Source organism: Micrococcus terreus (assembly GCF_900116905.1).
In the GTDB taxonomy this organism is placed as follows: domain Bacteria; phylum Actinomycetota; class Actinomycetes; order Actinomycetales; family Micrococcaceae; genus Citricoccus; species Citricoccus terreus.
The window spans coordinates 122,664-145,138 of record NZ_FPCG01000006.1; the positions used below are offsets into that span (position 1 = coordinate 122,664).

The window sequence follows — 22,475 nt, forward strand, 5'->3', positions numbered from 1 at the left end:
TCGTCACCGCCGTGGTGCTGGGCCTGGGAGAATGGAGAGCTGGAGGTCACTGTGTCGAAGAACAAGAAGAAGCGGTCGGGCAGCTCGTCTGCCGCCCGCACCCAGCGCCAGGCGCTGGAAACCGCCCAGGGTGGGGCGCCGTCGTCGTCCCCTGCCCCCGTGAAGCATCCCGGGGTATCGGTCTCGAGGGCCAAGGCGGACCTGGCCGCGGCCGGGCAGCAGGAGGGCAACCCCACCATGCTGGTGATCGCCCTGCTGGTGAGCACCGCGTTCATGTTCGCCTATCTGCACCTGCTCGTGCTGCAGCAGATGACCCAGCTCTCCGGCGGACTGGCCATGCCGGACTCGATGATGTTCGGATACGACTCCGGGTACATCGTCCAGCTGGCTGGCGCCATGGATGCCGATGCCCTGGGTCAGCTGAACTGGGTGCACAAGACGGCCGGGATCATCTTCCCGCTGATGTTCGGGCTCTCGGTGCTCGTGGTGGCCCTGTGGTCCTTGCCGCGCGGAACCGGACGAACGCTGACCATCGTTGCCGGGCTGCTGTTCGCGGTGGTGGACATCGGGGAGAACGTCGCGATCGAGGCGGCACTGGCCGCTGGGGGCGAGGGTGCAGGTCTGGCCGCCACCCTGACGGTGGTGCGGTGGATCCTGCTGATCGTGCTGACCGTGTGGATGACCCTGATGCTCGTCGGCCGCTGGCGGCGATCCGTGCGTGAACGGCAGGACCGTCCGGTCACTGCCTAGACGCTCATCGGTCTGGGTAGACTGTTCCGGTGCGGCTGGCCGTCATGCGGCCCCGCCGCCCGGCCCCTGTAGCTCAGTAGGATAGAGCGGCCCTCTCCTAAAGGGCAGGCCGTCGGTTCGATTCCGGCCAGGGGCACCACTTTGCTCTCACGCCTCATTCAGCCCCTGGCTGAAGGCTTCCCATCGTTCCCGGATCATTTTTCACAGCGATGACTTGGTGTATCCCGGAGCACTTCTGCTAGCAGGACATGACCTTCGCTCTTCAGTATGGTGCGGGCCGTCGGAGAAGCGACGGGCAGGTCCGCCACACATGTTTGGCCGACCATGTGCGCACATGCCTGTTCGAAGTCTGCATACTGCTCGAACTGGGCTGAACAGTAGACATCATCGTCGTCGATTCGCCAGGCAGAAGCTGCTTCAAAGAGTTCCAGCAGATCCTGCGCATCACGATGTTCGTGACGCATGCTCCAAGCCACCATCTTCAGAAGGATCATGGCCGGAAGCGTCGGGACTCTGAAGGTTACTCCTTCCACATCCTCCAGGGTCGCTGATCTATAGGCCTCGTGCATGCCTGTGATGTCAGTCAGAACCCCCTCCTTCAGCTCAATGACACTTTTATCTGCAATGGCCGGAATGACGTCCACCTGTGCCTGAGGAGCATCTCTGAGAATGACTCTGGATCCGATACCCGCTCGATCGCGTTCAAGATGCTCCGTGCGCTTGACGTAGGTTTCCACATCCACTACGGCGACTGCCACATCGACGTCCTGCGTCGCGCGAGCCGGACTGCGGCCCGCTTCGAAAACGCAAACATAGTCCCGGGCATATGAACCGATCAGCATGAATTCGCCGAACTCCTGATGGATCGCACGCAAGACCTCGAGAGTCGGAAGAACTTCCCGGACATCCATCACGAGGCCCTCATGATCCGTTGAATCATGGTTCGCCCAACGTTCTTCAGCCTCGGATCCGTCATCGAAAGCAGATCAGCAGCGACCAGGAGAGGCGGCGCTGAACTGCCGAGGCTCAATAGGTTCTCATTCCAGAAGCGATCGCGGAGGAGAACCGGGCCTCTAGGATCCTTTCGGAGGCGCGCGGCACGCGAAGCCGACCTTCCGTCGTCGTCGGTGTACGCAATGAGTGTCTGGGGAGATCTGATATCCGCAGCCTCGATCTCCCCGCTCACGGTGCATGTCTCGCTCCGTCTGAGGACATCACCGAGGTGGCGCAGATCGGTGCCGTGGAGCGGCTCCGCTCGCGCCACCCCCAACCGGGGCACCAGCCGGTCCCCATACGCTATGGCCCACTCCTGAGTAAGTTCCGGCACACGCCGCAGATCTCCCCTGTGCCTGCCGGATCCACCGATGTAGTCGTTGTCGACCAGCTCCTGGACAACGCGCTGAACGCTTCCCAGAGAAACTGCGGCCGTATCCGCGATGTCACGAAGTGGTCGCCGTACGAGATTCGAGTCCATGAGCAGGCAGAACACCACAGCGATTCCAGCCGGAGACAACATTCCTCCGGTTCGTGAAAAGGAATCCGTTCGGCGGATTGCGCGTGTGGCTCTCCTTCCCTCGATGGCAACTAAAAGGCCTGGGGCCTTCAGGTAGCAGTTGCCAGACCTGTCGAGGTACTGGATGCCCTTGTCGCGAAGATCTCCCCCAAGCGCAGCAGGCACGGCGTCGAAGAGCAGAACCGACTGCCGGTCACTCAACTCGTCATCGGTGCCCGCGCTCCAGAATCGCCCCGTCGGCTCTCTCTGACGGAAATCGCTCGAGCGGACTTCCAGTGCAGTCCACACCCATTCATCATCCGAATCGACCTTGCTGACTCGAAGCATGGACGTGAAGCCGTCGGCCGTGGTCTCCACAGCACCATCAACTCCAAATGATTGCAGTGCTGACCAGGCAGCTCCGAAGAGATCCGATGTCCCGCTGTTCAAGTTCTTCACACGTTCAAAATACCTGAACAGGCAATCTGCTTGAACAGATCAACGTCACGTGGGCGCTCCCTCGTCGAACTGGGTGCGGTACAGCTCGGCGTACCGGCCTCCGGCGGCCAGCAGCTCGGCATGCGGTCCCTCCTCCAGTACGCGTCCGTCCTCCACCACCAGGATCCGGTCGGCCGAGCGGATGGTGGAGAGGCGGTGGGCGATCACGACGGCGGTCCGTCCGGTCAGTGCCTCGGCCAGGGCCTCCTGGACCGCACGTTCCGAGGTGGAGTCCAGGGCGGCCGTGGCCTCGTCCAGCAGCACCACGCGCGGGGAGGCCAGCAACAGCCGGGCGATGGTCATCCGTTGGCGTTCGCCTCCGGAGAGACGATAGCCCCGCTCGCCCACCACGGTGTCCAGTCCGTCCGGCAGTCCCTCCACCACGCGGCGCAGCCGGGAGCGGTCGATCGCGTCCCAGATCTGCTCGTCCGTGGCGTCCGGAGCGGCCAGGGTCAGGTTCCCGCGAATCGTGTCGTGGAACAGGTGTCCATCCTGGGTCACCATCCCCACGGTGGCGTGCAGGGACTCGGAGGTGACGTCACGGATGTCCGTGCCGTTGTAGCGGATGGCGCCGGAGCCGACGTCGTACAGGCGGGCCAGCAGGGACGCGATGGTGGACTTGCCCGCCCCGGAGGTGCCCACCAGGGCATAGGTCTGCCCGGGCCGCACCGTGAAGGAGATGCCGTGCAGCACCTCCTGCCCACCGCGCCGGTCCAGCACCGCCACCTCCTCGAGTGAGGCCAGCGACACCTGGTCCGCGCTGGGGTAGGAGAAGTGCACGTCCTCCACCTCCAGGGTGACCGGGCCGGCGGGGATCGGCCGGGCATCCGGGGCGTCCTGGATCAGCGGCTCCAGGTCCAGCACCTCGAAGACGCGGTCGAAGGAGACCAGGGCGCTCATGATCTCCACGCGCGCGTTGGCCAGACCGGTCAGCGGAGCGTAGAGCCGGGTCAGCAGCAGCGCCAGGGTGACCACATCACCGGGGTTGAGGGTTCCGGCGATCGCCTGCAGGCCGCCCACCCCGTAGACGGCGGCCAGAGCCAAGGCGGAGACCAGAGTCAACAGGGTGGTGAACACCGACTGCCGGACCGAGATGCTCACCCCGGCAGACCGCACCCGGTCCGCCCGCACGGCGAACTCGCGGGACTCCCGGTGCGGGTCGCCGAAGAGCTTGACCAGGGTGGCTCCCGGAGCCGAGAACCGCTCGGTCATCTGGTCGCCCATGGCCGCGTTGTGGTTGGCCCGGGTGCGGGTCAGCTCGGCCAGGCGCCGGCCCAGCAGCCGCGCAGGGATCAGGAACACCGGCAGCAGCACCAGCGAGATCAGGGTGACCTGCCAGGAGGTGGAGACCATCACCGCCAGGGTCAGCACCAGGGAGACCACGTTCATCACCACACCGGACAGCGTCCGGGAGATCGCGCTCTGGGCACCGATCACGTCATTGTTCAGCCGCGAGACCAGGGCCCCGGTGCGAGTGCGCATGAAGAAGGCGACCGGCATCCGCTGCACGTGGTCGAACACGGCGGTGCGCAGATCATAGATGATCCGTTCGCCCAGTTCGGAGGAGAGCCACCGAGTGACCACGGAGAGGGCGGCATCGGCCACCGCCACCGCGGCGATCAGCAGGGCCAGCCGGACGATCAGCGGTGCATTCTGACCGCCCACGATCGCGTTGACCACATCGCCGGCCAGGATCGGAGAGGCCACTCCGAGCACGGCGCCCAGCACGGAGAGGATCAGGAAGACGATCAGCTTGCCGCGGTACCGGGCGGCGAACTGCAGCGTCCGGCGGACTGTGCCCGGGGTCAGCTCCTGCCGGGCGGTCTCCTCACCCCTGCTCATCCGGTGCATGGACATCATCGCCGCGCGTTCCATGCTCATGCCGGATCCTCTTGCTGCTCGGCCCGGCCCTGGGCGATCAGCCGTTCCAGCGCCCGCAGTGAGGCCCGGTGGGCCCGTGCGAAGTCAGCCTGCCCCGTCCCCTCAGCCAGTCCCGCCGCGTACCCGGCGACGAACGCCGTGGAGGTGCCGGCGTCGGAATCCTGGGGGTGGGCAGCCCGAGCCTGCCCCGCCAGGGCAGCCACTCCGGCCAGGTCCGGCCGGGCCTGGCCCATCTCCATCAGCTCCAGCAGGCGCGTGGTCCAGGCGGGCGGGGTCGTCTCGTCAGGGCGGGCGCGAGCAGGCGCGTCGGGCGTCGGATCTGTCACCGAGCCAGTCTAGGTCTGGCCGACTGCGTCCCGCCTCGCCCCAGCGTCAGGCCGCGTGCCCCAGGAAGGGAGTCCATTCTTCGATCGGGCGCTCCAGCTCACGGATCCGCCACTGGACACCACGGGGAGGTGCTGGCTTCACGCGCAGTGTCCATCCCAGCTGGGACAGCGACCGGTCACCCTTGACGTTGTTGCAGCTCAGGCAGCAGGCCACCAGGTTCTCCCAGGAGTCCTGGCCCCCACGCGAACGAGGATGGATGTGGTCCACGGTGGTGGCGTTGGCCCCGCAGTAGGCGCACTGGTGGGCGTCTCGGCGCAGCACGCCTCGGCGCGAGACGGGGATCTGCTCGGCGTGGGGCACCCGCACGTATCGGTGCAGCAGGATGACGGTGGGTCGGCGCAGAACACAGGAGGGCCCGACGACGGGCTCCCCGCCATGGGCGAGCAGGCTCGCCTTCCCGGCGGCCACCAGCAGCAGGGCTCGGCGGCAGGTGATGACGGACAGCGGCTCGTAGCCGGCATTGAGGACCAGTGTGCGCATGGGCGTACCTCGCGGCCTGTTCGCGCCGCGGGCGCCGGATCGTCCACCGGGTCAGCACCCGGGTCGCCGGCGTCTGCGGTGAGTCTCGGGGTGACGATCACCACCAGAGTACGGCCATCACGGAGCCGAACGGTCCGGCGACCCCCGCGGTGGGGCGTGTCCTGCCGGGAGTTCACCGACTTTTCACACGTGCGCCTCCGCGCCGTGGATCGGCGCGTCCCCAGAACGACCACAGGGGTCCGTCCCGAAGGACGAACCCCTGTTCGCAGTCATGCAGTGCGGCCCTGGGCCGCGACCTGCGTCGGTGATCAGCCGACGTAGGTGTAGTAGCCCATCAGCGGGTTGCGGGACACCGAGTGCAGGAAGGTGCCCGTGGACGGGTTCTGGGCGCCGATCATCATGCCGTTGCCGACGTAGATGCCCACGTGGCCGCCACCGTTCTGGAACACCAGGTCGCCCGGCTTCGGGGAGGAGGTGCGCACGAACTGACCGGATCCGCGGATGGCGGAGGTGGAGGACGGGATGGAGATCCCGGCCTGGCGGTAGGCCCACGAGGTGAAGCCGGAGCAGTCCCAGCCGGCGCGGGTCTTGCCGCCGTAGACGTAGGGCACGCCGATGCCGGAGTAGGCGGCCGAGACGACGCCCGCCATGTTGCCGGTGGCGCGAGGAGCCGGGGCCTGCTGCTGGGGTGCGGCGGCAGCACGAGTCTGCTGAGCCTGGGCGCGCTGCTGGCGCTGCTGCTCGGCGGCGCGAGCCTGGGCACGCTCGGCCTGGGCACGCTCGGCGGCGCGAGCCTGGGCACGCTCGGCCTGGGCACGCTCGGCGGCGCGGGCCTGAGCACGCTCGGCCTGGGCACGCTCGGCGGCGCGGGCCTGAGCACGTTCGGCGGCGCGAGCCTGGGCGCGCTCAGCCGCATCGGCCTGAGTGCGCTGCTGGGCAGCGGGGGCCTGCTGCGCCGGGGCGACAGGAGCTGCCTGGGTCTGAGTGGCGGTACGGGCAGGGGCCTGCTCGGCCGGAGCTGCAACGGGGGTCTCGCGGACCACCGGAGCCGGGGCGGGCTCGGGCTCGGGAGCCGGGCGGGAGGTGACCTCGGGACGGTCCAGCTTGACCTTGACGTCCTTGGCGGCGGTCACGTTCACGGCGGTGAAGGAGGTGCGCTCGATCTCCAGGCCAGCGGCCGGGATGGAGGTGGTCTCACGCACGGCAGGGGCGGAGCCCTGGGCGGGAAGGCCGATGCTCAGGACCAGGCCGGACGCAGCGGCGACGACGGCGGCCTGACGGCCAACGGTGCCTGCGTTGGAGGCGACAGCCTGGGAGACGGTCTCCAGCGGGTTGGAGCGGACCGGGGTGGCCCGGTGACGGGCGGCGGTGGTGCGCTTGCTCATGTGAGTGAACCTCTCTCACGTGCTTCAGGGCGTGCCCGTCCCCCGCCATGATCGAATGACTGCGAAGTGGTCACCGGAGGTCGCGGGGGATGGAGCAGACCTTCGGCCAGCGCCGTGGTCCTGCGGACGTGGCGCCGGATCTAACGTATATCAAACGTTTACAAATGTCACGTTCAGGTCACGGTCTCTGGGGAGAACTGCGGTGCACCTCGTGAAAAACCGCGGAATCACGCGGATCTGGTCGGTCACGTAACAGTGACGGATTCATCACAGACCGTGATCTTCACGGGACGCTCAGCCGGCAGGGACCACGCGGATGTGCGCGGCTGTCTCGGCGGACAGCTCCAAACCGCCGGTGCCAGAACCCTGGTCCTGCGCGCCCTGTCCCGGCGCGGCCTTCACGGAGACGTATCCGTCCACCGGACCTGCCTGGATCACCGCGCCGGGCAGCACCCCGGCGCCCGCCAGATCACGCAGCAGCTCCGGATCGGTCTGCACCGCCTCGGTCAGGCGCAGGACACGGTAGGCACCTGGGCGTTCCAGGGCCACCGTGAGCAACTCACCCGGATCGGCGTGCGGGTCCACACTGACCTGGCCCAAGGCCTCCAGCCCGGGGATCGGATTGCCATAGGGTGAGTCCACCGGGTTCTCCAGCAACTCCAGCAGCCGGCGCTCCACCTGCTCACTCATCACGTGCTCCCACCGGCAGGCCTCTTCGTGGATGTAGGCCCAGTCCAGTCCGATCACGTCTGCCAGGAGGCGCTCAGCCAGCCGATGCTTGCGCATCACGCTGACGGCCTGGGCGCGGCCGCCCTCGGTCAGCTCCAGGTGCCGGTCCTCCCCCACGGTCAGCAGTCCGTCACGTTCCATCCGGGCCACGGTCTGGGAGACGGTGGGGCCGGAGTGGTCCAGACGCTCCACGATCCGGGCGCGCAGCGGAATGATGCCCTCCTCCTCGAGCTCGAGGATGGTGCGCAGGTACATCTCAGTGGTGTCGATCAGATCTGTCACGGGGGCGCATCCTCTCTGGCGGCTCGTCCGGACGGCAGGCCTCGAGTCATCCTAGTCATCCCCTCAGCCGCAGGGGGGCCCCGTCCACGGGACGTCTCTGACACGCAACGGGCCCGACCTGTCCGGTGCGTCAGAATGGACAGCGAGGCGGCCGCCGTCGCAGGAGCGGCCCGGAGCACAGGAGTCCCCATGAGCGCACCCGAGGTGTCCATCCCCCAGGATCTGCTTCCCCAGGACGGTCGGTTCGGCGCTGGCCCGTCCAAGGTCCGCCCGGAGCAGGTCCAGGCCCTGACCGCCGCCGGACGCAGCCTGTTGGGCACCTCGCACCGTCAGGCCCCGGTGAAGGACCTGGTGGGCCGTGTGCGATCCGGCCTGACCGACCTGTTCAACGCCCCCGAGGGGTATGAGGTCATCCTGGGCGTCGGCGGGTCCACCGCCTTCTGGGATGCGGCCTCCTTTGGGCTGGTCCGTGAGCGCGCCCAGCACCTCTCGTTCGGCGAGTTCGGCTCCAAGTTCGCCAAGGCCACCCAGAACGCCCCGTTCCTGCAGGACTCCACCATCCTCACGGCCGAGCCCGGCACCCGTCCCCAACCGCAGGCCGAGGCCGGAGTGGACGTCTACGCCTGGCCGCAGAACGAGACCTCCACCGGTGTGGCAGCGCCGGTCCGTCGCGTGGACGGCGCCGATCAGGACGCGCTCGTGCTGATCGACGCCACCTCAGCCGCCGGCGGGCTGCCGGTGGACCTGTCCCAGACCGATGCCTACTACTTCGCGCCGCAGAAGAACTTCGCCTCCGACGGTGGCCTCTGGCTGGCAATGTTCTCTCCCGCGGCCCTGGAGCGGGTCGAGCAGATCAAGGGCTCGGGCCGGTGGATCCCGGACTTCCTGGACCTGAAGACCGCCGTGGACAACTCGCTGAAGAACCAGACCTACAACACCCCTGCCCTCAGCACCCTGGTCATGCTGGAGGACCAGGTGCGGTGGATGAACGAACAGGGTGGTCTGGCGTTCACCACCGCCCGCACGGCAGACTCCTCGAACCGGGTGTACGACTGGGCCGAGGCGTCCAGCTTCGCCACCCCGTTCGTGACCCGGCCGGAGGACCGCTCCGCCGTGATCACCACGGTGGACTTCGAGGACTCCGTGGACGCCGCCCAGGTGGCGAAGATTCTGCGCGCGAACGGTGTGGTGGACGTGGAGCCGTACCGCAAGCTGGGCCGCAACCAGCTGCGCATCGCCACCTTCGCTGCGATCGATCCGAACGACGTCTCGGCTCTGCTGGCCTGCATCGACCATGTGGTGGAGCGCCTGGTCTGACCCAGCACCGCTGGATCACCACGGCATGGCACGACGACGGCCTGTCACCTCTGCGGGTGACAGGCCGTCATTCGTCGGTCAGGTCAGGTCAGGTCAGTCCTGTGAGGCAGATGAGCTCTGGTCGCTGGGCTCCTGTGCCGTCGGCCCCTGAGAGTCATCATCCTCGGCTGCGGCCTCGTCCTCGGCGGGCGTACCCGGCTCCTCAGACTGGTCCTCCGGTTCCTCTGCGGCCTGCAGCTGCTGCAGCGCCTTCTCCGGATCCTCCCCGGCGGCGATCGCGTCCAGACGGGCCTTCTCCTCGGCGCTGACCCGGTCGGACCAGGGCACCCAGTCCGGGGCCACGATCGCTTCCGCACCGGGCAGCAGACCGATCTCACACACGGTGATCTGACGGCTGCGAGGAGCCCGGGCCAGGGTGGCGAACCATTCCCAGCCGCGGTATCCGGCCAGCTCGGCCGCGAAGCGATGGGTGACCAGACGGTCGTCGTCCGCCGTGGTCCCACGGTGCTCGCCGATCTGTCCGTCCTCGGCCAGCTCGGCCAGCGCCTCGCGCGCCGCCTCGGTGGCCTCAGCCAAGAGGGCATCGAGCTTGGGCGCTCGACGCCGAGGGGCCTTCACCTGCGTCACCTCGGACTGCGCGGCATCAACCGGGCTCGTCTCAGCCTCCGGAGCGGCCTCACTCTGCTCCGGATCGGTGTTCAGGGGGGTGTCGGTCGGCTCAGGCGTCAAGGTCGTCAGCAACCTTCCGCAGCGCCAAGGCGATCTTCTCCGCCTGGGCGCGCGGCGGGTACTTGCCCTTGCGCAGACCGTTGGAGGCCGAGTCGAGCCACTTGATCAGGTCCTCCATGACCACGGCCATGTCCTCGGGCTTGCGCCGGGTGGCGCGCACCACGGAGGGGCCGGAGTCGATGATCCGCGCGCTCAGCGCCTGCAGCCCTCGGCGCCCTTCAGCCACGCCGAACTCCATGCGCGTCCCGGCGCGCACCTCGGTGACACCGCTGGGCAGTGCGGAGGAGGGCAGGTGCACCTCCTGACCGTCATCGGTGTGCAGGAAACCGAACCCCTTCTTGGAGTCGTAGAACTTCACTTTGCCGGTGGGCATATTCTCTTCAGTCCTTCTGTCTGTCTCTTCGGTGGTCCCTGCCGCGGGGGTCCTGCTCCTGGCATGGCGTCTCGTCATGAGCGCCCATGCGGCGGACCGTCGGGATCTGCGGGGCGGTCCTGGTCCAGGACGGTCCGTCCTGGCCGGTCCTGCCCGCGCGGACGGCAGGGAAAGTCTCAGCCGTCTCAGGATAGCCGTTCGCCTCCGTCACAGTGCTGTTCCCGGCCGGCTTTCGCTACCGGCGCGTAGACTGCTGAGCATGTCCACGAGTCCCACCGTCTCCGCAGCCGACTCGAACGGACCCGGCTCGGCTGCTCTGAGCACGCCCGCATCCGATCGCTCTCCGCTCCAGCAGACGCAGCGTTCCGCCCAGGAGCAGTCGCCCGCCCTGCGCGCTCTGCTGTACTCCGGTGTGGCCATCACAGTGCTGTCCGGGCTGGGCCTGGCCCTGCTGCTGGTCTCCTACTTCATCTCCCTGGAGCCGTGGCCGGTGTTCTACTGGCTGGGCCTCTTCGGCCTGCCCCTGGGCTTCGCCCTGATGCTCGGCTACGTGGTGGCCGCGGCCATCGCCCGACGCCGCTCCTGAGGTCCGGTCCGGACGACCGCCCATGTCCGTCCCCTCACTGACCGGGCTGTTCACCTCCTGGCTGGAGGATGCCAGGCCGGGCCGCCCAGGTCGCCTCGCCGCCCTGCTGCGCAGTCGACCTGACCTGTGCGTTCCTCCCCCATCCGATCTCGGGTCCTTGGCCGCTCGTGCCCTGGCCCGCACCTCCCTGGTGCGAGCACTGGACAGCGTGGACCTGCCCCACCTGCAGGTGCTGGAGTGCCTGGCCGCGGTGGGACCGTCCACCACCGAGGAGATCGCGGCCTTCCTGGGCGTTCCGGACCACCCGGAGATTCCCGACGACGTCCTGCAGCATCTGCAGGATCTCGCCTTGGTCGTTCCATCCGGCCCCCAGGGGGCCTGGAGTGCTCCCGTGCAGGTGACGGCCGCCGTCGGGAATCTGGGCCTGCATCTGGGCCGTCCGGCCGCAGGGCTGGGCGCGGACCCGGCCGGACTGCCCACCGCCCGGGACGAGCTGATCCAGCGGATCCAGGACCACGAGCTCGTCCAGCGGGATCCGGGCCTGCTGGCCGCTGTCCTGGACGCAGTGCAGACCCTCCAGACCCAGCCGGTGGCGCGCGTGTCCGATCCTCCCGGTCCGGTCCTGCAGGTGCTGTTGGACACCGGACTGGTGGTGCGCGCCGGAGCCGCCCCGGACGGCACGGAGCTGGCAGAGCACCCACTGGAGGCGGCTCTGGCCTGGCGCCAGGGCACCGCCGGTGTGACGCTGAGCCTCTCCGCCCCGGATGCTCCCGGGCAGACCGTCCTGGGACCGATCGCCCGCAATGCGGCCCTGGCGGCGGTCACCGACCTGCTGCGGGAGTGCCTCGCCGTCCTCGCCGCGCTCGAGGACGGACTGCCGACCCTCCGGTCCGGCGGGGTGGGGGTGCGTGAGGTGCGCCGGCTGGCGGTGCGCACGGGGACGGAAGCGGTCCATGCCGCCTGGCTCGTGGAGCTGCTGGTGGCGGCCGGACTGGTGGAGCTGGATCCGGACACCTCGGAGTGGCAGCACAGCTCGGCCGTACCCCACTGGCGGCGTGCATCGCGTGCTCGGCAGTGGGAGGTGCTGGCGTCTGGGTGGCTCTCCTGCGCGCGGGCCCCACTGTGGGGTCCACCGGTGAGCACGGCCCCCAGTACGGCTGCCGAGACGGGACGCCTGCTGGCACCGGACCGTACCCGCCCGGACGCGCCCCAGCTGCGGGCCACCGTCCTGGGCACTGCCACACTCGCCTCCGAACAGCAGCCGGGCATCGGGCTGGATGCCGCCGTGCCGCACCGGCTGCGCTGGCAGCACCCCCGTCAGCATCACCGGACAGCCGCCTTGGTCCCGGCCCTGCTGCGTGAGGCGGGGCTGCTGGGCCTGACCGGGGCCGGTGCGCTGACCGAGCTCGGCGCACTGGTGGCTCAGGGAGATCTGCCTGCCGCTCGGGAGCGGGTCGAGGAGCTGCTGCCGGCCCCCGTCGCCCGGTTCCGACTCCAGGGCGATCTCACGGCAGTGGCGCCGGGCTACCTGGATCCCCGACTGGCCGAGCCGCTGACGTTGATGGCCGCGCCGGAAGGGGACGGCCCTGCCGAGCAGTTCCGCTTCTCCGACACGTCGCTGCACCGGGCCCTGGATGCCGGGTGGACCGCCGAGCAGATCCTGCAGTTCCTCACCGAGCACTCCGAGGACCGTGTGCCGCAGTCGGTGGAGTACCTGGTCCGGGACGTCGCCCGTCGGCACGGGGCGCTGGTCACCGGTGCGGCCGCCGCCTGGCTGCGCGCGGAGGATCCGGACCTGCTCGATGCCGTGCTGGCCGATCCCTCCCTCGTCCAGGCACGGCTCGAACGACTCGCCCCCACCGTCCTGGTGGCCGGGGTGGGTCCACGCGAGCTGCAGCGCCTCCTGGCGACTGCTGGCCATCGTGCCGCCCTGGCCGCCGTGCGCCCGGCCGTCCCTGCGGCCTCCGCCGCGTCCCGTCCCGACGACGGCCAGGAGCCTTCCGCAGACCGCTCACCGGAGCGGGAGAGCCTGGCCTCGACCATGGCACACTCGCCCTTTCCGGCACCCCTCGCCTCAACTCGACGCGTGCCGTCTGACCAGGAGATCGACGAGGTGCTCGAACGGCTGCGTCGAGCACCGGTGCCCATGGATGCGGAGACCGGCCCTGAGCAGGCGGTGGCGGTCCTGCGCCAGGCGGCCCGCACCCGGCAGCCGGTGCGTCTGCACCTGGTCACCGCCCAGGGGGAACGCCGCGAACGACTCGTCGTGCCGTTGGCGGTGGCCGGCGGACGGCTGCGGTGTCAGGACCTGCCGGACGGCAGCTCGGCTCCGGTCGGCAGGGAGAGCGTGCTGCCGCTGCACCGCGTGGTCGGGGCGGAGCCGGTGACGAGCACCATCCCCACCGGGCTCGCTGACTAGACTCCAGCAGGTCCCCGCCCACCACCTGAAGGAGCAGCCAACCATGTCTGACGGGCCGCTGATCGTGCAGTCCGACCGCACCGTGCTGCTGGAGGTGGACCACCCGCAGTCCTCCGAGGCACGTCATGCCCTGGCCTCCTTCGCCGAGCTCGAGAGGGCTCCCGAGCACATCCACACCTATCGGATCACCGACCTGGGCCTCTGGAACGCCCGGGCCGCCGGGGTGGACGCCGAGCGGGTCCTGGATGTGCTGCTGACCCACTCGCGCTACCCGGTGCCGCACACCCTGCTGGTGGACATCGCCGACATCATGAGCCGGTACGGGCGCCTGCGCCTGGAGAACGACCCGGTGCACGGCCTGGTCATGCGCACCGACGACCACCCGGTGATGGAGGAGGTCCTGCATGCCCAGACGATCCGCGAGATCTTCGGTCCTCGTCTGGACGGAGAGACCGTGGTGGTCCCCGGTTCGGAGCGGGGCCGGCTCAAGCAGGCGCTGCTGAAGCTGGGCTGGCCCGCCGAGGACCTGGCCGGCTATGTGGACGGCACCCCGCATCCGATCGCGCTCACCGAGGACGACTGGCAGCTGCGCCCCTATCAGCAGATGGCGGTGGAGAACTTCTGGGCCGGCGGCTCCGGCGTCGTCGTGCTGCCCTGTGGTGCCGGCAAGACCCTGGTGGGCGCCGCCGCCATGGCCACCTCCAGCACCACCACACTGATCCTGGTGACCAACACCGTCTCGGCGCGGCAGTGGAAGGACGAGCTGCTGCGCCGCACCTCACTGACAGAGGCCGAGATCGGTGAGTACTCCGGCACGGTGAAGGAGGTCCGCCCCGTCACCATCGCCACCTACCAGGTCCTCACCTCGCGGCGGGGCGGCATCTACCCGCACCTGGAGCTGGTCAACGAGCATGACTGGGGCCTGATCGTCTATGACGAGGTGCATCTGCTGCCGGCCCCGATCTTCCGAATGACCGCTGATCTGCAGGCCCGGAGGAGGCTGGGCTTGACCGCGACCCTGGTCCGGGAGGATGGCCGGGAGTCCGAGGTGTTCTCCCTGATCGGACCCAAACGCTATGACGCCCCGTGGCGGGAGATCGAGGCCCAGGGGTACATCGCTCCGGCGGAGTGCGTGGAGGTCCGCGTGGAGCTGCCGCGCGACGACCGGGTCGCCTATGCCATGGCCGAGGACTCGGACCGCTACCGGTACAGCGCCGGCTCGGATGTGAAGCTTCCGGTGATCCGGCGGATCGTGGACCGCCACCCGGGTGAACAGGTCCTGGTGATCGGTCAGTACCTGGACCAGCTCGAGGAGATCGGCGAGCTGCTGGGGGCGCCGGTCCTGACCGGGAAGACCCCCGTGCGCCAGCGGCAGCGGCTGTTCGACGAGTTCCGCGCCGGGGACCTGCCGGTGCTGGTGGTGTCCAAGGTGGCCAACTTCTCCATCGACCTGCCCGAGGCCTCGGTGGCCATCCAGGTCTCCGGGTCCTTCGGCTCCCGCCAGGAGGAGGCCCAGCGGCTGGGCCGGCTGCTGCGGCCCAAGCAGGACGGTCGGACCGCGCACTTCTACACGGTGGTGGCTCGGGAGACGGTGGATCAGGAGTACGCGCAGAAGCGGCAGCGGTTCCTGGCCGAGCAGGGCTACGCCTACTCCATCCTGGACGCCGAGGACCTCTGATCCTCCTCTTCTCATACAGCGGACGTTCAGCAAACATCCAGTGATCTGCGGGATGATGGCGCCATGAAGTCCAACAACCCTGAAGCCAAGCTGCTGGTGGTGGACGACGAGCCGAACATCCGCGAGCTGCTCTCGACCTCGCTGAGGTTCGCCGGATTCGACGTGGTCGCCGCCGCCAACGGCAGAGATGCCCTGGCCGCCGTGGAGGCAGACCAGCCCGACCTCGCCGTGATGGACGTGATGCTGCCGGACATGGACGGCTTCACCGTCACTCGGCGCCTGCGTGCCGCCGGACGGCACTTCCCGGTGCTGTTCCTCACCGCCCGTGATGACACCGAGGACAAGGTCACCGGACTGACCGTGGGCGGGGACGACTACGTGACCAAGCCCTTCTCGCTGGACGAGGTGGTCGCCCGCATCCGTGCGGTGCTGCGCCGGACCGCCCCCGCCGAGGACGACGGCGCCGTGCTGCGCGTGGACGATCTGGAGCTGGACGACGACGCCCATGAGGTGCGCCGCGCCGGCGAAGTGATCGACCTCTCCCCCACCGAGTTCAAGCTGTTGCGCTACCTGATGATGAATCCCAACCGGGTGCTCTCCAAGTCCCAGATCCTGGACCACGTATGGGAGTACGACTTCAACGGCGACGCCTCGATCGTGGAGTCCTACATCTCCTATCTGCGCCGGAAGATCGACAAGCCTGAGCTGCCCAACATGATCCAGACCAAGCGCGGCGTGGGCTATCTGCTGCGGTCGGCCGACAAGCGCTGAGGGTGCCGCCTGGCTCGACCCGCCGACCGGGTGCGGTGGCACGGCATACTGGACGGGTGAGACAGGGTCGCGGCTTCCATCCCTTCGCCGAATTGGCGCGCCTGTGGAAGACCTCCTCCCTGCGGACCCAGCTCGTGGTGATGACCTCCGGGCTGATGCTGCTCACCGTCATCGTCACGGCCGCCCTGACGGCCTCCCTGTTCCGTCAGGAGCTGGTCCGGCAGATCGACGAGGACCTCTTCGCCAACCGCAACGACGTCTCGTACTACCTGCTGGACTCTCTGGACAACAGCACGCCCTACTTCTCCCCTCCCTCCATCCTGCGCTTCTACGGTGAGCTGCAGGACAACGAGGGCCAGACCGTGGCCAACACCTCCGGACCCAGCGGCGACGCCCCTGACCTGCCTGGCCTGGCCGCCGATCAGGTGGCCGCGCGCGGCAACGTGGCGTTCGAGGTGCCCGGCACGGCGGAGGACTCCCGCGGGTGGCGCGTGCAGATGTACCGGCTCGAGTCCGGGGACGGTTCCCTGGCCATCGCCCTGCCTCTGGAACCGGTCCATTCCTCCGTCGATCGGGTGACATCGCTGGTGGCCACCATCGGCCTGCTGGCCACACTGGGCGCCTCGGTGATCTCCTACGCGGTGGCCACACGCGCCTTCCGCCCACTGCTGCGGGTGGAGCGAACGGCCGCGCAGATCGCCGCCGGAGACCTCTCCCGGCGCGTGGAGAACGGACCGCCGGACACGGAGGTCGGCCGGCTCTCTCGGTCCCTGAACGCCATGCTGGCCCACATCGAGTCCGCGTTCAGGTCCAAGGAGCAGTCCGAGGAGCGGATGCGTCGGTTCATCCAGGATGCCTCCCACGAGCTGCGCACGCCCCTGGTGACCATTCGCGGGTTCTCTGAGCTCTACCGCCACGGCGGCATCACCGAGCCCGAGGACGTCGGCACCGCCATGGGGCGGATCGAGTCCGAGGCCAAGCGCATGGGCCAGCTGGTGGAGGACCTGCTGACTCTGGCCCGGCTGGACGAGCAGCGGCCGCTGGAGCATGAGCGTGTGGACCTGCTCATGCTGGCCCATGACACGGTGATGGACGCCCGGGTCAACGCCCAGGACCGCGTCGTCACCCTGGTGGGCCTCGACGACGGCAAGCCCACCTCGGCGCCCACACTGGGCGATGAGGGACGGCTGCGTCAGGTCCTGGCCAATCTGGTCACCAATGCTCTGCGGTACACCCCGGACGGCACCCCGCTGGAGATCGCGGTCGGCACGGTGGATGTGCTGGAGGGATCCGTGGACCACAGCGGTGAGCATCGAGGCCGGGCCCGCGACTCGGTGATCGAGGTGCGCGACCACGGTCCGGGCATCTCCGAGGAGGACGCGGTCCGGGTCTTCGAACGGTTCTACCGCGCGGACTCCTCCCGGCAGCGTGAGACCGGTGGCACCGGTCTGGGGCTGGCGATCGTGGCGGCCATCGTGGCCCAGCATGACGGCACAGTCCGGCTCCGGGAGACACCCGGCGGCGGTGCCACCCTCTCCGTCCGACTCCCCTGGGACGCCACAGCGGTCTCCCCGTCCGACGAGGACGCAGACGACGATGCTCCCGAGCAGTCCAGCGCCACGGACGTGGCCGAGTCCTCCCCGGTCCAGGCTTCGGAACCAGGGGGATCCACACGATCGGACAGCGTGAGCGGCGCCGCCTCCACGGCCTCTGCCCCGCGCCGGCGGAAGACTCCGCCCCGTCCTGCACAGGCACCCCGAGTCCGCTCTGCATCCACACTGAGGCGGTTCCGCGGACCCCAGCGCCGTCCACGCTCCTAGCGTCAGGGGTGCCGGATCCACCGGCGGCAGCGGACATCAGACATCGTCTCGCTGGTCTCACCCACAGCACAGGAGCATCGGATGGCACTCGTCCAGATCGACACCGAAGACCTGATGGTCAAGAGCCAGGCCGTGGAGGCCTCCATCGGCCGCCTGCAGTCCGAGGTCAACGCCATGGAGGGCAACCTTCGCCAGCTGCAGGACACCTGGCGCGGCCAGGCCGCATCCAACTTCCAGGCCGTGCTGACCGAGTGGCGAGGAACTCAGGCCCGAGTGGAGGAGTCCCTGGTGTCCATCCGCGGCGCCATGACCCACGCCGCCCAGCAGTACCTGGACGCGGAGACCGCCAACGCCGCCATGTTCCGCGGCTGAACTCTCTCCGCAGGGGTGTGCGGCCCCGGCTCCAGGACGGCCTGGGCCGGGCCGCGCACCCTGCACCGTGACGGTCGCGGGCTCGCCCTAGGCTGAGTCCATGACCATCCTGATCGACCCCGCCCGGTGGCCGGCCCATGGGACGGTGTTCTCCCACCTCGTCTCGGATGCCTCCCTGGAGGAGCTGCATGTCTTCGCCCAGGAGGCCGGGATCTCACCGCGGGCGTTCGACCGGGATCACTACGACGTGCCGCTGCATCGCTACGCGGACCTGGTGGCCCGGGGCGCCGTGGCGGTGTCCGGCGCTGAACTGGTGCGTCGGTTGGTCGCCTCCGGACTGCGCATCCCGGCCGCTCGACGCCCGGGCAAGCTCGACAAGGTGCTCAGGCGGCGCTTCGACCGCCTGCTGCCCGGGCACCATGACCTGAACCGTGGCCCGGTGTTCCAGGACCTGATGGACCGCTGGTCCGAACCGCACCGTCACTACCATGATCCCCACCACCTGTTGGCCGTGCTGAACGCGATCGACCTGCTCGAGCGTCAGGGGGAGGACGCCGGCCGCTGGCCACGGGCCCAGCGTCTGGCGGCCTGGTTCCATGACGCCGTGTACCTCGGCGACCCAGACCGCCCGGCGGGTCAGGACGAGGAGGACTCGGCCGTGCTGGCCGAGACCGTGCTGGACCGGATGGGTCTGCCCACGGCAGAGATCGAGGAGACCGCACGCCTGGTCCGGCTCACCGTCTCCCATGATCCCGAGGACGGTGACACTGCCGGTCGGCTCTTCAGCGACGCCGATCTGGAGGTGCTCGGCCGCGCCCCCGCCGAGTACGAGCGGTACCTGACCGCGGTCCGGCAGGACTACGCCCACGTCCCGGATGAGCGGTTCGCCACGGGACGCCGAGCGGTGGTGGAGCAGCTGCTGGCCCTGGACCCCATCTACCGCACGGGCACCGCACGGGCACGCTGGGAGGACCAGGCCCGGGCGAACCTGACGGCCGAACTGGCCTGAACCTGACTCACCCTGGCATCCGGTGCCGCAGACGCCGGAAGGCCCGGCCTGTCCGTCTCGAGACGGACAGGCCGGGCCTTCCTGGTGATGGTGAGGGGCCGTCGTCGGGGATCTCTCTCCCTGAGGCGACCCGAGCGGATCAGAAGCCGCCCATGCCTCCCATGCCACCCATGTCATCGCCACCGGGCATCGGGGCGGCCTTCTCCGGCTTGTCCGCCACCACAGCCTCGGTGGTCAGGAACAGGCCGGCGATCGAGGCGGCGTTCTGCAGAGCAGAGCGGGTCACCTTGACCGGGTCGTTGACGCCCGCGGCCAGCAGGTCCTCGTACTCGCCGGTGGCGGCGTTCAGGCCGTGGCCCTCCGGCAGGCCCTTGACCTTGTCCGCCACGACGCCGGCCTCCAGGCCTGCGTTGATCGCGATCTGCTTCAGCGGAGCCTCGATGGCGACCTTGACGATGTTGGCGCCGGTGGCCTCGTCGCCCTCCAGGGAGAGCTTGTCGAAGGCCTTGGCACCGGCCTGGATCAGGGCCACGCCGCCGCCGGCGACGATGCCCTCCTCCACGGCTGCCTTGGCGTTGCGCACGGCGTCCTCGATGCGGTGCTTGCGCTCCTTGAGCTCCACTTCGGTGGCGGCACCGGCCTTGATGACGGCCACACCGCCGGCCAGCTTGGCCAGGCGCTCTTGCAGCTTCTCGCGGTCGTAGTCGGAGTCGGTGTTCTCCATCTCGGCGCGGATCTGGGAGACACGGCCGGCGATCTCCTCGGCGTCTCCGGCACCCTCGACGATGGTGGTCTCATCCTTGGTCACCACGACCTTGCGGGCGGTGCCCAGCAGGTCGACGGTGGCGTTCTCCAGCTTCAGGCCGACCTCCTCGGAGATGACCTGGCCACCGGTGAGGATGGCGATGTCGGCCAGCATGGCCTTGCGGCGGTCGCCGAAGCCCGGTGCCTTCACGGCCACGGACTTGAAGGTGCCACGGATCTTGTTCACCACGAGGGTGGCCAGGGCCTCGCCCTCGACGTCCTCGGCGATGATCAGCAGCGGCTTGCCGGACTGCATGACCTTCTCCAGCAGGGAGACCATGTCCTTGACGTTGGAGATCTTGGAGTTGGCGATCAGGATGTACGGATCCTCCAGGACGGTCTCCTGGCGATCGGCGTCGGTGACGAAGTAGCCCGAGATGTAGCCTTTGTCGAAGCGCATGCCCTCGGTGAGCTCCAGCTCCAGGCCGAAGGTGTTGGACTCCTCGACCGTGATCACGCCCTCCTTGCCGACCTTGTCCAGGGCCTCGGCGATGAGCGAGCCGATCTGGGTGTCAGCGGCGGAGATCGATGCGGTGGCGGCGATCTGCTCCTTGGTCTCGATCTCCTTGGCCGAGGCCAGCAGCTCGACGGTGACAGCCTCGACGGCCTTCTCGATGCCGCGCTTCAGCGAGAGCGGATCGGCACCGGCGGCCACGTTGCGCAGGCCCTCCTTGACCAGGGCCTGGGCCAGCACGGTGGCGGTGGTGGTGCCGTCGCCGGCGACGTCGTCGGTCTTCTTGGCGACCTCCTTGACGAGCTCAGCGCCGATCTTCTCGTAGGGATCCTCGAGCTCGATCTCCTTGGCGATGGAGACGCCGTCGTTGGTGATGGTGGGGGCGCCCCACTTCTTCTCCAGCACGACGTTGCGGCCGCGCGGGCCCAGGGTCACCTTGACAGCGTCGGCCAGGGTGTTCAGACCCTTCTCCAGGCCGCGGCGTGCCTCTTCGTCGAATGCAATGGTCTTTGCCATCGGTGCACGGTCCTTTCGTGGACGTGAGCAGTGTTCAGTCGGTTCTGACCCGCGCAGTGCCCGCGACGGACGGCCCGGATGGGGGCCTCACCGCAGTCAGGTCCCTCCTCCGCCCGTCCAGCCGTGCACGCGAGGGCATGCCTGGCAGTCAGGGCGGTGGAGTGCTAACCCCAGTTTTAGCACTCGCCCCCACTGAGTGCAAACACTTCGTGCGAGTTCCCCGCTTCTCCTGCGGCAGGTTCAGCGCTGGGTGGAATCAGGGTCCCGGCCGGTCCGCCCGGTGAAGTCCTGCATGGACCGGTAGACGCCCATCCCCCGGCCCACCACGGAGTCGAACACCCGCTGGGGCAGCACGCCCTTGAGCAGGGCCGAGGAGCGGACGCTCGAGGGCAGCATCAGGATCGGCCGAGGGTCGGCCAGCTCGTCCCAGATCCGCTCCACCACGTAGTCCGGCTCCATGATCGGGGTCAGCATCGGCCCACGCGCGCCCTCGAACATCCCGGTGCTGATGTAGGACGGGCAGACAGTCAGGACCCGCACCTGGTGGTGCCCGGCCTGCTCCAGTTCCAGCCGCAGCGAGTCCGACCACCCCACGGCAGCCCATTTGGACGCCGCATACACGCTCATCCGCGGCACCGGCAGCAGTCCGGACGCTGAGGCGACGTTCACGATCCGCGCCGGGGTCCGGCGCTTGATCATCGACGGCAGGAACGCCAGGGTCAGCAGCATCGGCGCCTGCGTGTTCACCGCCAGTGTGGACGTGACCGCCGCCTCGGTGTGGTCCCAGAAGTACTCACCGGTCACGATCCCGGCGTTGTTGATCAGCAGATCCGGCACCCCGGTCTGAGCACTGACCTCACCGGCGGCCGCGGCCAGGGCGCGCGCGTCGGACAGATCCACGACGTCGGCCCGGAAAGCCACGGAGGGGTGGGCGGCCTCCAGCTCGGCTCGGACCCGACCCAGCCTGTCTTCGGAACGATCCCAGAGGATGACCGTCCCGGCCCCGTCCTGGGCTGCGCGGCGAGCGTGGAGCAGACCCATGCCGGAGGCGGCGCCGGTGACCAGGACCGTGGTCCCCTGCACCTGGAAGTCCGGCCACGGGGACCGGTCCCGCGAGAACTGGGCTCTGGTCCGCGCGGCCAGATCGCGGAGGGGGCGGCGTGAGCTCATCGGATCAGGGGGTCCCGGTCAGGACGACCACGACACCGGGGACTCGGCCGTCATAGACGGTGGGCAGCTCCAGCTGGGCGGCCACCGCTTCGGCGGTGTCCTCACCGGCCGAGTAGTACACAGCGGACTGGGGCACCGCGAAGCCCTGCCAGGCGCCGACTCCACCCACGGTGAACCCGGCCGAGCGCAGCTGCCCGCCCGTGGCCTCGGCGGTCCCGCCGGTGTCCGCCACGGCATAGACCTCCACGGTCGAGGCACCGGCCGGAGCGGTGGGCGTGGCCGACGTCGAAGCGGTGGAGCTCGCCTCGGCGGGGGGCGTGGCGGACTGCTGCGAGGCGGACGAAGCGCTCTCCGCGGTGGCGCCGGAGGTGGCCGGTGCGGAACTGAGCAGCCCGGGGAGGATGAAGAAGCAGAACGCGCCCACGGCCAGGGCGAAGGCCGCAGTCACCGCGATCCATCGCAGACCGGTGGTCTCCACGGGCGGATCGAAATGCGCCCGGTGCCCGCCCTTGCGGTCGGTGTACTCCGGGACGTCGTCGAACCGGTCGCGGGGATACTCAGTCATGGACAGCC

At 69.1% G+C, this 22,475-nt stretch carries 21 protein-coding genes and 1 tRNA gene; 10 read left to right on the top strand and 12 right to left on the bottom strand.

Annotated elements, in window-relative coordinates:
• Positions 1-51 precede the first annotated feature (51 nt).
• Both BM355_RS08730 and BM355_RS08735 read left to right on the top strand, forming a co-directional pair.
• A complete protein-coding gene (locus BM355_RS08730; RefSeq protein ID WP_091697353.1) occupies positions 52-750 on the top strand; it encodes a hypothetical protein in 699 nt (232 codons plus the stop codon).
• Between the two features lie 62 nt (positions 751-812).
• Positions 813-889 (top strand) — tRNA-Arg (locus BM355_RS08735).
• 55 nt (positions 890-944) lie between these two features.
• Here BM355_RS08735 and BM355_RS08740 read toward each other — a convergent pair.
• The 7 genes from BM355_RS08740 to BM355_RS08775 form a co-directional block, all read right to left on the bottom strand.
• A complete protein-coding gene (locus BM355_RS08740; protein WP_143109459.1) occupies positions 945-1,661 on the bottom strand; it encodes a hypothetical protein in 717 nt (238 codons plus the stop codon).
• Positions 1,661-2,701, bottom strand: a complete 1,041-nt coding sequence (locus tag BM355_RS08745) for a type IV toxin-antitoxin system AbiEi family antitoxin (protein ID WP_143109460.1) — start codon at positions 2,699-2,701, stop codon at positions 1,661-1,663. Before BM355_RS08745 ends, BM355_RS08740 begins: the two co-directional genes overlap by 1 nt.
• A gap of 45 nt (positions 2,702-2,746) precedes the next feature.
• Complete coding sequence (locus BM355_RS08750) at positions 2,747-4,621, bottom strand: ABC transporter ATP-binding protein (protein WP_091697360.1); 1,875 nt, start codon at positions 4,619-4,621, stop codon at positions 2,747-2,749.
• A complete protein-coding gene (locus tag BM355_RS08755) occupies positions 4,618-4,947 on the bottom strand; it encodes a DUF6457 domain-containing protein (protein WP_143109461.1) in 330 nt (109 codons plus the stop codon). Before BM355_RS08755 ends, BM355_RS08750 begins: the two co-directional genes overlap by 4 nt.
• Positions 4,948-4,993: 46 nt before the next feature.
• Positions 4,994-5,488, bottom strand: coding sequence for an HNH endonuclease (locus BM355_RS08760; protein WP_091697365.1), 495 nt, complete (start codon positions 5,486-5,488; stop codon positions 4,994-4,996).
• 308 nt (positions 5,489-5,796) lie between these two features.
• The gene (locus BM355_RS14630; RefSeq protein ID WP_245760689.1) at positions 5,797-6,873 is read right to left on the bottom strand and encodes a C40 family peptidase; all 1,077 of its coding nucleotides are present in this window, start codon (positions 6,871-6,873) and stop codon (positions 5,797-5,799) included.
• A 294-nt stretch (positions 6,874-7,167) separates the two neighbouring features.
• Positions 7,168-7,884 (bottom strand): iron-dependent transcriptional repressor DtxR, encoded by a 717-nt coding sequence (locus tag BM355_RS08775; RefSeq protein WP_091697367.1) that lies wholly within the window; start codon positions 7,882-7,884, stop codon positions 7,168-7,170.
• Positions 7,885-8,073: 189 nt separating this feature from the next.
• On the opposite strand from BM355_RS08775, the gene serC reads away from it, so the two are divergent.
• Positions 8,074-9,201 carry a phosphoserine transaminase gene (gene serC / locus BM355_RS08780; protein ID WP_091697369.1) on the top strand — a complete coding sequence of 376 codons (1,128 nt, stop codon included), beginning with the start codon at positions 8,074-8,076 and terminating at the stop codon, positions 9,199-9,201.
• Between the two features lie 93 nt (positions 9,202-9,294).
• Here serC and BM355_RS08785 read toward each other — a convergent pair whose 3' ends face one another.
• Together BM355_RS08785 and BM355_RS08790 are read right to left on the bottom strand one after the other, a co-directional pair.
• Positions 9,295-9,930 (bottom strand): DUF3027 domain-containing protein, encoded by a 636-nt coding sequence (locus tag BM355_RS08785; RefSeq protein ID WP_245760690.1) that lies wholly within the window; start codon positions 9,928-9,930, stop codon positions 9,295-9,297.
• Entirely contained in the window at positions 9,920-10,303 is a 384-nt protein-coding gene (locus BM355_RS08790) for a cold-shock protein (RefSeq protein ID WP_091697371.1), read from the bottom strand. Before BM355_RS08790 ends, BM355_RS08785 begins: the two co-directional genes overlap by 11 nt.
• 259 nt (positions 10,304-10,562) lie before the next feature.
• Between BM355_RS08790 and BM355_RS08795 the strand changes: the two genes are divergently transcribed.
• The 7 genes from BM355_RS08795 (at position 10,563) to BM355_RS08825 (ending at position 18,958) form a co-directional block, all read left to right on the top strand.
• Positions 10,563-10,889 (top strand): hypothetical protein, encoded by a 327-nt coding sequence (locus BM355_RS08795; protein WP_091697374.1) that lies wholly within the window; start codon positions 10,563-10,565, stop codon positions 10,887-10,889.
• A 22-nt stretch (positions 10,890-10,911) separates the two neighbouring features.
• Complete coding sequence (locus BM355_RS08800; RefSeq protein WP_091697377.1) at positions 10,912-13,308, top strand: helicase-associated domain-containing protein; 2,397 nt, start codon at positions 10,912-10,914, stop codon at positions 13,306-13,308.
• A gap of 43 nt (positions 13,309-13,351) precedes the next feature.
• Complete coding sequence (locus tag BM355_RS08805) at positions 13,352-14,986, top strand: DNA repair helicase XPB (RefSeq protein WP_091697380.1); 1,635 nt, start codon at positions 13,352-13,354, stop codon at positions 14,984-14,986.
• Between the two features lie 63 nt (positions 14,987-15,049).
• Positions 15,050-15,757: a response regulator transcription factor gene (locus tag BM355_RS08810; protein WP_091697382.1), complete on the top strand. Its 708-nt coding sequence runs from the start codon at positions 15,050-15,052 to the stop codon at positions 15,755-15,757.
• A gap of 140 nt (positions 15,758-15,897) precedes the next feature.
• Positions 15,898-17,577, top strand: a complete 1,680-nt coding sequence (locus BM355_RS08815; RefSeq protein ID WP_091697535.1) for a sensor histidine kinase — start codon at positions 15,898-15,900, stop codon at positions 17,575-17,577.
• A gap of 81 nt (positions 17,578-17,658) precedes the next feature.
• On the top strand, positions 17,659-17,949 hold the full coding sequence (locus BM355_RS08820) for a WXG100 family type VII secretion target (protein WP_091697385.1): 291 nt from the start codon (positions 17,659-17,661) through the stop codon (positions 17,947-17,949).
• 100 nt (positions 17,950-18,049) lie between these two features.
• On the top strand, positions 18,050-18,958 hold the full coding sequence (locus BM355_RS08825) for a DUF4031 domain-containing protein (RefSeq protein WP_091697387.1): 909 nt from the start codon (positions 18,050-18,052) through the stop codon (positions 18,956-18,958).
• Positions 18,959-19,097: 139 nt separating this feature from the next.
• Here the strand turns inward: BM355_RS08825 and groL are convergent, their stop codons facing one another.
• From groL to BM355_RS08840, 3 genes are all read right to left on the bottom strand, one after another.
• Positions 19,098-20,732 carry a chaperonin GroEL gene (gene groL, locus BM355_RS08830; protein WP_091697390.1) on the bottom strand — a complete coding sequence of 545 codons (1,635 nt, stop codon included), beginning with the start codon at positions 20,730-20,732 and terminating at the stop codon, positions 19,098-19,100.
• A gap of 240 nt (positions 20,733-20,972) precedes the next feature.
• A complete protein-coding gene (locus tag BM355_RS08835; protein ID WP_091697392.1) occupies positions 20,973-21,902 on the bottom strand; it encodes an SDR family NAD(P)-dependent oxidoreductase in 930 nt (309 codons plus the stop codon).
• Positions 21,903-21,906: 4 nt separating this feature from the next.
• Entirely contained in the window at positions 21,907-22,467 is a 561-nt protein-coding gene (locus tag BM355_RS08840) for a LytR C-terminal domain-containing protein (protein WP_091697394.1), read from the bottom strand.
• Positions 22,468-22,475 lie beyond the last annotated feature (8 nt).